This is a genomic window from Methanosarcina sp. 2.H.A.1B.4, from assembly GCF_000979385.1.
Lineage (GTDB): Archaea > Halobacteriota > Methanosarcinia > Methanosarcinales > Methanosarcinaceae > Methanosarcina.
Window position 1 is genome coordinate 1 of sequence record NZ_JJOV01000016.1, and the last position, 12,885, is coordinate 12,885.

At 43.4% G+C, this 12,885-nt stretch carries 9 protein-coding genes and 1 tRNA gene; 6 read left to right on the forward strand and 4 right to left on the reverse strand.

Annotated elements, in window-relative coordinates:
* Positions 1-144: 144 nt before the first annotated feature.
* Both ccsA and EO92_RS03090 read right to left on the reverse strand, forming a co-directional pair.
* Positions 145-1,206 (reverse strand): cytochrome c biogenesis protein CcsA, encoded by a 1,062-nt coding sequence (gene ccsA, locus EO92_RS03085; protein WP_048169222.1) that lies wholly within the window; start codon positions 1,204-1,206, stop codon positions 145-147.
* A 24-nt stretch (positions 1,207-1,230) separates the two neighbouring features.
* Positions 1,231-2,250 carry a cytochrome c-type biogenesis CcmF C-terminal domain-containing protein gene (locus tag EO92_RS03090; RefSeq protein ID WP_235283150.1) on the reverse strand — a complete coding sequence of 340 codons (1,020 nt, stop codon included), beginning with the start codon at positions 2,248-2,250 and terminating at the stop codon, positions 1,231-1,233.
* A gap of 322 nt (positions 2,251-2,572) precedes the next feature.
* Between EO92_RS03090 and EO92_RS03095 the strand changes: the two genes are divergently transcribed.
* The 6 genes from EO92_RS03095 (at position 2,573) to EO92_RS03125 (ending at position 9,437) form a co-directional block, all read left to right on the forward strand.
* Positions 2,573-3,100 carry a CDP-2,3-bis-(O-geranylgeranyl)-sn-glycerol synthase gene (locus EO92_RS03095; RefSeq protein ID WP_048133829.1) on the forward strand — a complete coding sequence of 176 codons (528 nt, stop codon included), beginning with the start codon at positions 2,573-2,575 and terminating at the stop codon, positions 3,098-3,100.
* A 149-nt stretch (positions 3,101-3,249) separates the two neighbouring features.
* Complete coding sequence (gene pyrE / locus EO92_RS03100; RefSeq protein ID WP_048169223.1) at positions 3,250-3,813, forward strand: orotate phosphoribosyltransferase; 564 nt, start codon at positions 3,250-3,252, stop codon at positions 3,811-3,813.
* An 851-nt stretch (positions 3,814-4,664) separates the two neighbouring features.
* Positions 4,665-5,966, forward strand: coding sequence for a phosphoribosylamine--glycine ligase (gene purD, locus EO92_RS03110; protein WP_048169227.1), 1,302 nt, complete (start codon positions 4,665-4,667; stop codon positions 5,964-5,966).
* A gap of 435 nt (positions 5,967-6,401) precedes the next feature.
* The gene (gene argF, locus EO92_RS03115; RefSeq protein ID WP_048133836.1) at positions 6,402-7,310 is read left to right on the forward strand and encodes an ornithine carbamoyltransferase; all 909 of its coding nucleotides are present in this window, start codon (positions 6,402-6,404) and stop codon (positions 7,308-7,310) included.
* A 160-nt stretch (positions 7,311-7,470) separates the two neighbouring features.
* Positions 7,471-7,555, forward strand: a tRNA-Leu gene (locus tag EO92_RS03120).
* A 433-nt stretch (positions 7,556-7,988) separates the two neighbouring features.
* Positions 7,989-9,437, forward strand: a complete 1,449-nt coding sequence (locus EO92_RS03125) for a homospermidine synthase (RefSeq protein WP_048169229.1) — start codon at positions 7,989-7,991, stop codon at positions 9,435-9,437.
* 682 nt (positions 9,438-10,119) lie between these two features.
* Here EO92_RS03125 and EO92_RS03130 read toward each other — a convergent pair.
* Together EO92_RS03130 and EO92_RS03135 are read right to left on the reverse strand one after the other, a co-directional pair.
* The gene (locus EO92_RS03130) at positions 10,120-10,377 is read right to left on the reverse strand and encodes a hypothetical protein (protein WP_048169230.1); all 258 of its coding nucleotides are present in this window, start codon (positions 10,375-10,377) and stop codon (positions 10,120-10,122) included.
* 359 nt (positions 10,378-10,736) lie between these two features.
* Complete coding sequence (locus tag EO92_RS03135; protein WP_048169232.1) at positions 10,737-12,827, reverse strand: glycosyltransferase; 2,091 nt, start codon at positions 12,825-12,827, stop codon at positions 10,737-10,739.
* Between the last annotated feature and the right edge of the window lie 58 nt (positions 12,828-12,885).

The window sequence follows — 12,885 nt, forward strand, 5'->3', positions numbered from 1 at the left end:
GCATTCACAGCTTCCAGAACAAAACTTGACAATAGAGTATAGGTTTGAAAGTTCAAAAACGTTGCCAATAAGCGTATTATTGAAGAGTTGACGGCTGTATCCCGCCATTAAAATGACAGGGATTAGCCTTAGACGCTCCTAAATTTATTCCTCGCCAAAATACTTCCTGGCAAGAAGAACTGTGCTTGAACCTGTAAGGACAAGCAGGAAGAAAGCAATTATCATCCCTTCTGTTGTGAAGTCCTGCCAGGAATGCACCGATACCCACAGCCCGCTTCTTGTGACAAAGGTCGAGAAAATGACCAGGATAAAAGAGACAAGTGCAAGCATCGGGAGCATAAAACCATATTCTCCCTGCCGGACCCTGAGCTTTGCATGCAGATAAGCTGTTGCCGTAAGCCAGGGAATCAGGGAAGAAGTTTCTACAGGGTCCCAGGTCCAGTACCAGGCACCCCAGCCAAGCACTTCATATGCCCAGAATGCTCCGAATCCGATCCCAAGGGTAAGGAAGAGCCAGGAGACGCGCATCCAGCCGGTTGCAAGTTCGGACCACCTATTGTCCTTGAGGGCAAGGCCTGCAATTGCAGCAGAGAAAGGGAGGGTGAAAGCTGCATAGCCGAGGAACAGCAGAGGGGGGTGGATAGCCATCCAGAGGTTCCTGAGCAGAGGGTTCATGCCCTGTCCGTAAGAAACAACGAAAGGCTCCGCAAAGAGGTTCCAGTTTGTAACTTCAGGTATTCCTGCACCTGTTAGATAATACATTGAGAAAGGGTTTTTCAACGCCAGAAGTAGCAGGAATACAGAGGCTACAAAGAGTGAAACCGATCTCATAAGGGCAAAGAGATTTGTCTCCCTGAGAATTTTCCCAGTGCCTGTAAAACGCGTTATTGCAAGCATTATGAAGATAAAACCTGTCCAGATCAAAAATGACCCTTCCTGTCCTGCCCAGAGCGCCGAAAACCTGTAGTGCCAGGCAAGGTCAGTGCTGGAGTGCTGAAAGACATAACTGTATTCCGTGTCCACACCAAGCAGGTGGTAGACAAGCAGGAATATCGCGATTACTATTCCCGCTCCTCCTGCAAGTTCCAGCTTTTCGGAAAGGACCATAAATTTCCGGTCCTGCCTGATGACGGAAAACAGGGAGGTTAAAAAAGCAAGCAGTCCGGAAGCTCCCGCTATCCAGATGAGCCCCATTCCAGTATTCATACGATCACCATCTGCACACCCGTCTCATACATTTTTTTTACTAACTCGCTTCTTTCGATTATCATTTTTAGTTTCATTTCCCTGAGAGCTTCTTTCAGAAGAACGGTTTCCAGGAAGATCATCTCCTGAGGTACCTTTTTCTCTCAGGAGGGAATCCGAGAGGAAGAGTATCAGGACGCCCAGCACCATCAGATAAAATCCGCCCCAGAGAGCGGTCATGAAAGGCACCTTCCGGACATAAAGTTCCACGGTCCGGGCTTTTGTATCCACGGATTTTGGAGCGATAAACAGTTCTTCCAGAAGCCCTCTGTGAATATAGGTCTCGGTGTAAGACTGTTCCCACTTGAAATCACTTATATACCTTACCTGTCCGCGGTCAAAAGGCTGGCCCCACCTGTACACATCAAAATATACGGTACTTACGTAAGCCGAACCGGGATAGCCCCCGTAGGGAGTCCCTTCAATTCCCGATGTGATGTTGGTAACATGAACGCTGTAACCCATAGACTTAAAAGTGCCCACTCCTCCCTGGGGGACAACAGCAGAATCTTCAAGATTCATGTTCGTGCTGAAGAGAATGCCAACCAGAAGCAGGACTGCCCCGAGGTGGATAATATGGGAGCCAGCCCCCCGTAGATTCCCTTTCAGGGTCTTTTCCCGCAAAGAAAGTAGCCTGTACACAACCGCAAAAAAGGCTGCTGCAAGGAGTGGAAATACGAGGTTAAGAGGCAGGCTTGAGAAGGGGGAAAAAATAACCGAGAGCACAGAACCGACAGTTCCAAGCCCGAGGACAAGAAGAGCCTCCTTTCTCCCTGCGCTTCTTAGCAGAAGACACAGGGTCAGCAGCATGACCAGAGCAAGGGTGGGCAGGGCTGCACGCAGGTTAAAATACGCAGCATCGAGAAGAATCTCTTCTCCTGTACTGACCCTCAAGATAAAAGGGGTTAAAAGCCCCATTGTTATCAGAGCTGCGAGCAGCACCAGGACAAAGACCGTGGCAAGCATGGTGCTGCGAACTGTGAGAATATTGTTGAGTGGCTTCATAAAAAACCTTGAAAAATGTGATATAAAATATTACTTAATAAAATAAATACCATTAAATAGGAATTAATATTTACTTAAGCACATTATTTAAAAGTACCTAAAAAAAGTTGAAGAATACGGGGAGAGGAAAGCGGAAAATAATTATCTGGCTTACTTTGTAAACAAGTCATACAAAAAAATAAAAAGGATAAGGATATGGAAGGAAGTTGACTTCTGCCTTAGGAAAGAATGAACCGGAAATTAGAGAGTTATTAGAGAGTTATTAGAGAGTTATTAGAGAGTTGATACTACGATAGAGCTGATAATCAAGGCATTCTGGCTGATGATTCCTGCATACCTTCCCAATCCCTTCGCAGCCGTCTTTGGGGGCGGAAAGCCTATTGACGGAGGCAGGACGTATAAGGACGGGAAAAGGATTCTGGGAGACGGAAAGACCTATAGAGGGCTCTTTTCAGGCATATTTTGCGGGTTTCTTGCAGGATGCATTGAGATCTGGCTGAGTATGAATGGCTTTGAGATTATGGGAATTGAAATGCCCGGCTTTGGTCCGGACTATGCAAGCGCGTTGAAAGTTGTTCTCGCCCTTGCCTCAGGCGCCCTGTTTGGAGATATGTTCAAGAGCTTTTTCAAGCGCAGGATGGGCCTGAAAAGGGGAGCGTCACTGCCTCTTGTAGACCAGCTGGACTTCGTTGTGGGGGCCTGGGTTTTTACATACCTTGCAGCTCCTGAATGGTTCGTGAACAATTTCACCACAGGAATCATGCTTACTGTCCTCATAATGACGCCTCTACTCCATCTTACGACAAACATAATCGGATACATTATAGGTGTGAAAAAAGAACCCTGGTGACACATTCTTGTAATATTCATAAAGACCCTGTACGGAAAAAATTGCATAAAAAGATGAGAAAAACCCTGTATAACGACTGAGAATAAACCACAGGAAAAAACTTTAAAAATATTTATCGCGCTAATAAGGCTGCAAACACCGGTGAGATAATGAGTCAATCAAAACCAGAAACTGGAAATGAATTTGAATCACAAAAACAGGAACTGATCGCAGCCCTGAAAGCCTGCGGAGCTGTCCGCTACGGGGACTTCACGCTCGCCTCGGGAAAGAAAAGCAAGTATTACATCGATATTAAGAAAGCCAGCACCGATCCCAAAACCCTTAAAATTATTGCCAGGCAGGCAGCCCTCAGAGTAAAGGAAATGGATGTGGACACAGTTGCAGGTGTGGAACTCGGAGGCGTCCCTCTGGCAACCGCGGTTTCCCTCGAAACTGAGCTTCCCCTGCTGATTGTAAGGAAATCTGTCAAGGACTACGGCACAAAAAGCAGGTTTGTAGGCGAGCTTAAACCGGAAGACAGGCTTGTAATGCTCGAAGACGTAACAACCAGCGGGGGCTCGGTCAGGGACGCGATCGAGGTAGTCAGGGAGACCGGAGCCCGTGTTAAATACGTAATCACCGTAGTGGACAGGGAAGAAGGAGCAAGGGAAAAACTTAAAGAAGTAGATGCCGAACTTGTGCCTCTGGTAAGTGCGAGTGACCTGTTAAAGTAAGGGGAGTGCTGGAGCACTTTCCTGAACCTCATTCGGTTGCGTTCAGCCTGTCAGCCAGAAAAACAACTGTTCAACTTATAATAATACTATCGATAGAGACTGAATGCTATAGAGAGATATCTTACCTTGCACGAGAGATACTTCCCTTTATCCGGAAACTATTTTTCAATCAAAAAATTATAAAGTGCTCCCGCCAGCTTGTCTGGCGGCCCTTCAAAATAAGAAAGAGCGCGTTTCAATCTTTTTTGAAATCTCTTCGTTTGAAAGTCTACTCTTGTTTTTGGTTAAATGTCCTTAAAGTATGACTACTCCGGATTATCTTTTGAGCAAAACGTGTTTAAAAAGAGGTATTTAAAGCTTTTAAATAGAAAAAGAATGATTTTGGGTGCTATTGAAGGGAATTGTCGGACAGCCTGTAAAGGACGGGGCATTCTTGATCTTCCACACTCCCCAAAGTGATAAAAAGCTCCACCAATATTTCGAATTAAGTCCTCTTGAGCGCAGCGAAAAGGACCGCATACTGTTGCGATTACATCGCAACTCCCAGAAAATCTTCGATTTACTGTGGTCCCACAGCGCAATTCGGGCGAGGCGCAATTCGGGCGGCGAAACTCGGGATTTGAAGCTTAACAATGAGAAGATATTTATCAGAAGAAATAGAGAATTAGGGAATCCTTTATTGTATTGTTGATTAAAAATATCGATTATAAAGATAAAAATGCTTTTGAAATAGAAAGAAAGGTATTGCGAGCCTAATAATCCATCACCTTTTCTTCACTGTATTTCCTCATCAGGTATCAAGAACAAATTTCAGATTAAAAAATAATTTTTTTTGAACAAGGAGAATGAAAATGAAGATTTTGCTTATCGGCGGCGGCGGAAGGGAACACGCAATTGCCGAAGGAATTAAGAAAAGCAAGCATAACCCCAGCCTTTATGCGTTAATGGCAAAGAAAAACCCCGGAATTGCCGCACTCTGTGAGGATTTCCTGCTTGAAAAGGAAACCGAGGTTGTAAAAATTGTTGAATATGCAAAAGCCAGGAACATTGAGATGGCTTTTGTGGGTCCTGAAGCTCCGCTTGCAGCAGGAGTTGCAGATGCCCTCTGGGAAGCCGGGATCCCTGTTGTAGGTCCTAGAAAAGCCTGTGCAGTTATTGAGTTTGATAAGGCATGGGCAAGAAACTTCATGAAGAAATATGAAATCGAAGGCTGCCCTGCCTATGAAGTTTTCACGGATGAGGTTCCTGCACATGCTTTCATCGAAAAACTGGGCGATGTTGCAGTCAAGCCCTCCGGGCTTACAGGCGGTAAAGGCGTAAAGGTGATGGGTGACCAGCTCCCTGACCTCAAAGCTGCCAGGGAATATACAAGTGAGCTTCTGGAAAAAGGGTCTGTGGTTATTGAGGAACGTTTCATAGGAGAAGAATTTACCCTCCAGGCTTTTGTGGACGGAAAAAACCTTGCTTTTTTCCCTGCAGTGCAGGACCATAAGAGGGCTTATGAAGGAGACCTCGGACCGAATACAGGCGGCATGGGCTCATACACCGATGCAGGAGAAATCCTTCCTTTCATGCTTTCTGAAGACCTTGAGAAAGCAAAAAAGATTATGCAGCATACCGTAACAGCGTTGTATGAGGAAACAGGGACAGGGTACCAGGGCATTCTTTACGGGCAGTTTATCCTGACGGCAAGCGGCCCCAAAGTCGTGGAGTTCAATGCACGGTTCGGAGACCCTGAAGCCATGAATGTTATCCCTCTTATCGAGACTGATTTTGTAGAAATTATGTCTGCTGTGGTAAAAGGAACCCTCGAAAGCCTGCCTGTAAAGTTCAGCAGGAAAGCGACAGTCTGCAAGTACGCAGTTCCCGCAGGCTACCCGGATAACCCTGAAAAAGACAGCGAAGTAGTTGTAGGAGATATAGGAGAGGCTTCAGTCTACTATGCAAGCGTGTATGAAAAAGAGGGGAGAATTTACACTACCGGTTCCCGTGCCGTTGCTGTCGTCGGGTGTGCCGAAACAATAGAGGCTGCAGAAAAAATCGCCCAGAACGCTCTTGAAAATATTCGGGGCAAACTTTTCTTCCGGAAAGATATAGGCACTGCCGGTCTTATCCAGAGAAGAATTGACCATATGAAAGAAATTAGAGGCTAACTGTTTAAAACACTATGCAGGAGTAGCGCGTGTAAATAAGTACTATGCAATAATGTGAACTGCCCGCTAAATCTAAAGATTTAACGGGCTTCCTAATTCATAGACTACCTTCTGGAATCTCCAAAGGCATTAATTCGGGCAGTTCCTGCCCTACTATGTCCCGCTCCGTCGCTTGTTTCAGCTTTACCTGGTTTCAAGCTAGAGACGGTGTATTTTCCATGATCTGTGAGTCTGAAGGTGAACATATATTGCATTGGCCACTTGGTTCTCGTAACCATTGCTTAATATTATATTGGTTTCGATGCATATCAAGTCAAAGGATAACGAAACGAATCTTGTAGAAGTTGACGCTTATATCCCCCAGCTAAACCGGGGGTTTAACGCTTCTTCTTATAAAGTTTAAATTCAGCCAGAAATAATTCGGGGTTTGAGACTATGAAGAAAGATGTACTTTCTATAACGGACCTGTCCCGGGAGGAGATCTACGAACTCCTTGAATCGGCCGTGGACCTGAAAGCAAAGCGTAAGGCAGGAGAAAACACAGAGTACCTTAAGAACAAAAGCCTTGGGATGATTTTTGAGAAGTCATCAACAAGGACCAGAGTTTCCTTTGAGGTTGCAATGACCGATTTCGGGGGACATTCTCTCTACCTGAATTTCAGGGATATCCAGATAGGTAGAGGTGAAACCATTGAGGACACCGCAAGAACCCTTTCCGGGTACCTGCACGGAATCATGGCCAGAGTAATCAGCCACGATACTGTGGAGAAGCTTGCAAAATACTCAAACTTGCCCGTGATCAATGCCCTCTCAGACAGGGAGCATCCCTGCCAGATCCTTGGCGACTTCATGACCATCCTGGAGTTCAAGAAAAAGTTCGAAGGCCTGAAATTCGCCTGGGTAGGAGACGGAAACAACGTCTGCAACTCTGCCCTACTGGGTTCGGCTATCATGGGAATGGAGTTTGTCGTTGCCTGCCCGAAAGGCTATGAGCCAAAAGCCGAGTTCCTTGAACAGGCAAAAGCTCTGGGGGGCAAGTTCACAATCACAGATGACCCGAAAGCTGCCGCAAAGGATGCTGACATTATCTATACGGATGTCTGGGTCTCCATGGGTGACGAAGCCGAACAGGAAAAGCGCCTGAAGGACTTTACCAGGTTCCAGATCAACACCGAACTCCTTGGAGTTGCAAAGCCGGACGTACTAGTAATGCACTGCCTGCCTGCCCGAAGAGGCCTGGAAATTACGGATGAGGTCATGGACGGCCCGAACTCTGTAATCTTTGAAGAGGCAGAAAACCGCCTGCATGCCCAGAAAGCCCTTATCCTGAAATTGATGAGATAATATTTCATCAATTTTCCCTATTATTGGTGAGGGAATACCAGAAAAATAAATCTATTTTCCCGGTTAGAGGGATTTTTCACCCTCTGAGAATGCATTCAAGGAAAAAGTTTAAGAACAAAGAATACTACTATGTGCTGCTGAACAACACAAAGTACATCATGCGAGAGTTGCCCAGCCAGGTCAAAGGCGCTGGATTCAGAGTCCAGTCTTGTAGGAGTTCGTGCGTTCGAATCGCACCTCTCGCATCAAACTTTTTTAATTATATCGAGTAAAACTGATTATTTCATTTGTTGGCATGTTATTAAGATATTATAGACCTTTTTCTTAACACTTTTATGAGAAATATAAAATTAATAAACGGCCACTATTGGTTAATTTGCATCAATATTCTCGATCAATATTTTTAGTTTATGATTTATTCCTTTTCATGAGGACACATTTCAATCACTTATATTATATATTTTTTAATTCGGAACTTAACTTTTCACATTTGCACCGATCTGTTTTGTAAATAATGTCTCTTAACCAGTGGTCCGGATTTTGGGATGAAAGTTGTTCCGATTTTTTGAGAATATGCAAGATGACTATCTTTTCAGGTAGGTACATTTACCTATATTTAAATAAGTAGGGCCGTATTTAGGCGAAAAGTTATATCAATGTCTTGCGTTTACGAATCCTATGAAAAAAAAGTTTTCCAATAAAATCCTCATTATAGGTTATGGCTCAGTTTCACAATGTACCCTACCCATTTTACTGGACAAACTCGATGTTCCGCTAGAAAACATTACCTTAATTGATTTTGAAGACAAATCAAAAGCCCTGAAAAAATATACTAATCAAGGATTAAGATTTGTCTGTGAAAAGATTACCCCTACAAATTTGGATCAAGTTTTGTCACAATATATGGAAAATGAAGGCTTGATCATTGATCTTTCGTGGAATATAGGTGCTAATGACATCCTTAAGTGGTGCCATGATCACAATGTATTGTACGTTAACACTTCGGTTGAAGTATGGGATCCTACTGAGGATTTTTTGACCAGAAGTCTATTGGAAAAATCTCTTTATTTGCGGCAAATGAGCTTGCGTGAACTTTCCCGTGATTGGAAAGATGCACCGACTGCTGTTGTTGACCATGGCGCAAATCCTGGCCTGATAACTCATTTCGTAAAGCAAGGCTTGCTGGATATTGCCTCCCGCACCTGTGCTGATAAGAAAGTCTCTCCTGAGGATGAACAGGAAATTACCCTCCTTGCAAAGAACAGGGATTTTGCCCGCCTGGCTCAGAAACTGGGAGTCAGAGTGATCCATTGTAGCGAGCGAGATACTCAAGTAGCAAACCGGGCAAAGGAAGTTAATGAATTCGTTGGGACATGGAGCATTGAAGGATTGAGAGAAGAAGGAACAGCTCCTGTTGAAATAGCCTGGGGAACGCATGAGAGCAAACTGCCGCCCCTGGCACATATACCTCCTTACGGACCGAAAAATATGATTTTCTTGCCCCAGATGGGCATGAATACATGGGTCAGATCGTGGATACCGGATGAAGAAATTGTAGGTATGGCGATCCGTCATGGCGAATCATATGGCCTTTCAAAACTGTTAACTGTTAGGGAAGATGGAGAGGCGGTCTATAGGCCTACCGTACATTATGCTTATATGCCCTGTCATGATACACTTTCCTCTCTTTGCGAATTGCGAGGCCGAAATTATGAGCTTCAACCCAGACTCAGGATTATGACAAATGAAATCGTGTCCGGCGAGGACATAATAGGGGCACTCTTGATGGGCCATTCTTATAATTCCTGGTGGACCGGGAGCTCATTGAGCATTGAAGAGGCCAGACCCCTTGCTCCAGGTCAGAATGCTACTACTCTTCAGGTAGCTGCAGGCATTGTTGCTGCTATACTCTGGATGCTTGAAAATCCACGAGAAGGCATTAAAACACCTGAGGACTTGCCTCATGATTTTGTCCTGGATATTGCCAAACCGTATCTTGGAAAATTTATTTCCACACCTTCGGACTGGACACCGCTTAAAAATCGCAAAGTATTTTTCAAAGAAAATCCAGCTGTGGAACACGATCCCGATCCATGGCAATTCGAGAATTTCCTTTTCGTAGGTTAATCCTGAGTAAACTACCCCTCCAGGGCAGACTGATGTCTGTCAAGGCAGGGGTATAAAAGTAATTTACCTGTGTTCTCACTGAACTGGATACAAAAGGATCCAAAAAGGACACAACTATATCCTAAAAAATTTAATCCAGGATACATGCCTGAAGAGAAGAGGAAAATAAACTGCTGGATACCTGTAAGCCTCTATGAGAAGATTTAGAGCCTGGTCTTGTAGGAGTTCGTGCGTTCAAATCGCACCTCTTACATCTACCTTTTTGATGTAAATTGTTTCCCCACATATTCTATTTTGTCGCGATGCTCTTTGTAAGTAAATCGCTGTGTAGTGACTATTATTTATTAGCTACATTTTGCCTAACTATTTACGGTGTGATTCAGATATTAAGTCACATTACTTCCGTATCTTTTGTAAACCCTAACATAATTTTCGACGATGTATCTATTCAATCAGGTCCTATTTACTATTTCGCGCAATAACATGTCACGTCCAGCGAATGATTGAAACACTTCGATATGCGCAGGTCCTGAGAACAAAAGTCAATTTCTTCGATTTTTGTATCTGTGAGTAATTTTGCATGCACCTCGGACTTTAACATCCTACTCATTTTTGACGATCCATATTTCCCTAGCAGAGCTGACGTTCTGAACAAGGTGGTGCAGTTTTTCAAGAATTTCGTTTAAAAAGCCTTGGAGTCCAAACGATTGATCAGACTTGCATGCAGGAGGACTTGGACTATTTCCTCCCGATATATGACAACGGCTGTGAGCATATAATATGCCTTTTCTCCCATGCACTCACCTGAAAGGTACGGGACTTTTCCGTATTCGATTGAAAACTCATCAACTTTGTACAGCCCGTTTTTGCACGTGTGGGAAAGGAAATCAATGAGTTTTCCAGGAGCTATATGTTCAAAATTTACGATTGTATTAGTCATCGGTATAATTTAGAGTGGGATAGATTCAAGATCCTCAACGGCAAAGCGAGTGTTCTATAAGCCGACTGCTTTATATTGCACCTGAGCGGGCGGTAAGTGCGAGCGAGGGGCAGAGAATTCCAGAGATTGAAATATATCCACATCAGGGCCATGCTTCTGTAACATCTCTGATACATTACCAGAGCCTGAGTTTTACTGATTCTGAGCTCAGGGACATAAAGGAGAGGCTTACTTAATGGGGAATTCTTCAAAGGAATTGAATTAAAAAATACGGGATGCAACAGGACTGTAATATAAAATTTCTAAAAAAATAAGGGGAATTGACCCCTGTAGAATATATTTTTTTGTAATCTTTTTTATTATCTTGCCACAAAAGTCTTTGCACCGAATTTAACTTTTACTCCTTTACCTGTTAGGTAGCAGAGGAAAAGGATACTGAGTACTACCACTTTTATTGTCGCATAGATCAATACATATGGTATCAGCATTAGTAATAATTTTTTGTCTGTGGCAAATAATGGACCAATGAGTATGAGATACAGCATTATGGAGAATGCAAGACATAAGGTCCCACTCATCAGTACCACTGGGATGTTGTCATATTGAAGGATTAAGATCGGTATTGATAAGATCAGGATGATAGAACAAATCCCAATAATATATCCTGAGTAGTTGAATATCATCCAAAGGTTTCTCACTGCCCATTTTTTGTGGAGCCTCCATAACTGGAGATTTCCGTACCACCATCTCTTTCTCTGTTTATACCACCCTTTAACAGTCTCAGGTGCGTTCGTGTAAACTATTGCTTTTGGTTCTTGAATTATCTTAATGGAGTTTTTAAGAGCCTTGATTGTAAAGTCTGCATCTTCAACTATGGTTTCGTTACTGAATTTAATTATGTCACATACTTTGCACCTGACCGCAGTAAGAGGGCCCGGGCATACGAGAATACTGCCAGACAAACCCTGAAGATAGCGGGTAATTTCCTGTTCTGTGCGATATTCAATCATCTGGAAATACTTCATGAATCCCTTTTTTCCGTGATTATCGTGGATATAAACATTTCCTGCCACCATCTGGGCATCTTTATTCTCGTTGAGACATTTCACTAACGAGCTCACTGCATTTGGCGCCATATACGAATCTGAATCCGTAAAGATCAGGATGTCTCCTTTTGCAATCTCAATCGCTTTATTAAGCGCGTTTGCCTTTCCCCCATTCACTTTAAGATCGAGAAGTTTTACAGGATATGTTGAAATAATCTCTGCAGTTCGGTCACTGGACCCGTCATTAACAGCGATTACTTCCATTTCTCCCTTATAGTCCTGGTCAAGGATTGACTGAAGACATTTACCGATTGCTTTCTCTTCATTATAAGCCGGAGCAATAATGGAGACTAACATCGGTCCTTTTGTACCAGGATCTTTCGGATCTCGACCATCTTTAAGTAGATGCTTATTTTGTTTCCTTTTCTTCTGCCACTCTGATAACAACTTCCATATCACTAAAAATGAAAGCGGCAACAGCGTGGTTATGATAAAGAACCCGAAATAGATCACCATTATCTTATTTACATTTATATTTCCGATAGTAGGGTTGTCGCCTTTCCCAGCTCCCGCAGGAATAACTGAAAATGCAACCTGTCCTACTGATTTGTATTGAGTTAACTGGGCCATGTCGGAGATTACTTCTGGTTGGGTATTCACCTCGACATCGTCTACCCTGATTGTGATCTTCATCTTATTAGTCGATGATAAGTAATCAGTGAGAAACTGCTTTGTATATGGATTCCAGTCCTGTACGTGGAGCAGAATGATTGTCGGATTCTCCTCCTTTATTTGCTCGGAAGCCTCTTGGAACCGGGGGTCTTCAAAGCTTTCCATTGTACGCCAGTCCCATGTATATTCGTTTCTATAGTTTCCATTCGTTTCGAGAGCAGGTAATCGTGTTGAGATTCCATTGCTCTCTATTTCCTGTTTTAAGGACGCATCTATTACTCCATTAATGGGTTCAAGTGGGAGGATGAATGCTACAGGGACAATCCCTGCTTTTTCAAAGACCTGCTTTCCCTTTTCTATGTTTTCTTTTATTTGCAATGGTGTTAGAGTTGAATAGTCTTCGTGTACCCATCCGTGCATTGCAATAAGAACTCCTCTATCCTGCACGTCCTTCAGTGCATTGACGAGTTCTGGTTCTTCCAGAATAGTGGTACTTCCTGGAGTGCTACCGTTCAAGTGATTAATTCCCATGTAAAGAAATAATCCCACAGAAACGGTGATTAATACAGCCAGGAGTAATGAGGCAATCGGTATACATTTATTTATAAGATGATTGTCGGATAAGTCCGAAAGCTTTTTCTCTCTCTTCTCTTTTCGGCTAAATACGATATCTGGATACATTACTTTTATTCTTTGATTTTTTGCAAAATCTCCGATATCTTTCTTAGTCATAATAACCCCCCCACATCCTCCCCCATCTGATTGCTTGATAGCTAACAGATATTAAATG

Bases quoted from the DNA above. Each gene is read 5' to 3' on its own strand.
- EO92_RS03135 (WP_048169232.1), bottom strand. From the start codon at position 12,827: ATGACTAAGAAAGATATCGGAGATTTTGCAAAAAATCAAAGAATAAAA.
- EO92_RS03095 (WP_048133829.1), top strand. From the start codon at position 2,573: ATGATTCCTGCATACCTTCCCAATCCCTTCGCAGCCGTCTTTGGGGGC.
- EO92_RS03090 (WP_235283150.1), bottom strand. From the start codon at position 2,250: ATGAAGCCACTCAACAATATTCTCACAGTTCGCAGCACCATGCTTGCC.
- EO92_RS03130 (WP_048169230.1), bottom strand. From the start codon at position 10,377: ATGACTAATACAATCGTAAATTTTGAACATATAGCTCCTGGAAAACTC.
- EO92_RS03125 (WP_048169229.1), top strand. From the start codon at position 7,989: ATGAAAAAAAAGTTTTCCAATAAAATCCTCATTATAGGTTATGGCTCA.
- argF (WP_048133836.1), top strand. From the start codon at position 6,402: ATGAAGAAAGATGTACTTTCTATAACGGACCTGTCCCGGGAGGAGATC.
- purD (WP_048169227.1), top strand. From the start codon at position 4,665: ATGAAGATTTTGCTTATCGGCGGCGGCGGAAGGGAACACGCAATTGCC.
- ccsA (WP_048169222.1), bottom strand. From the start codon at position 1,206: ATGAATACTGGAATGGGGCTCATCTGGATAGCGGGAGCTTCCGGACTG.
- pyrE (WP_048169223.1), top strand. From the start codon at position 3,250: ATGAGTCAATCAAAACCAGAAACTGGAAATGAATTTGAATCACAAAAA.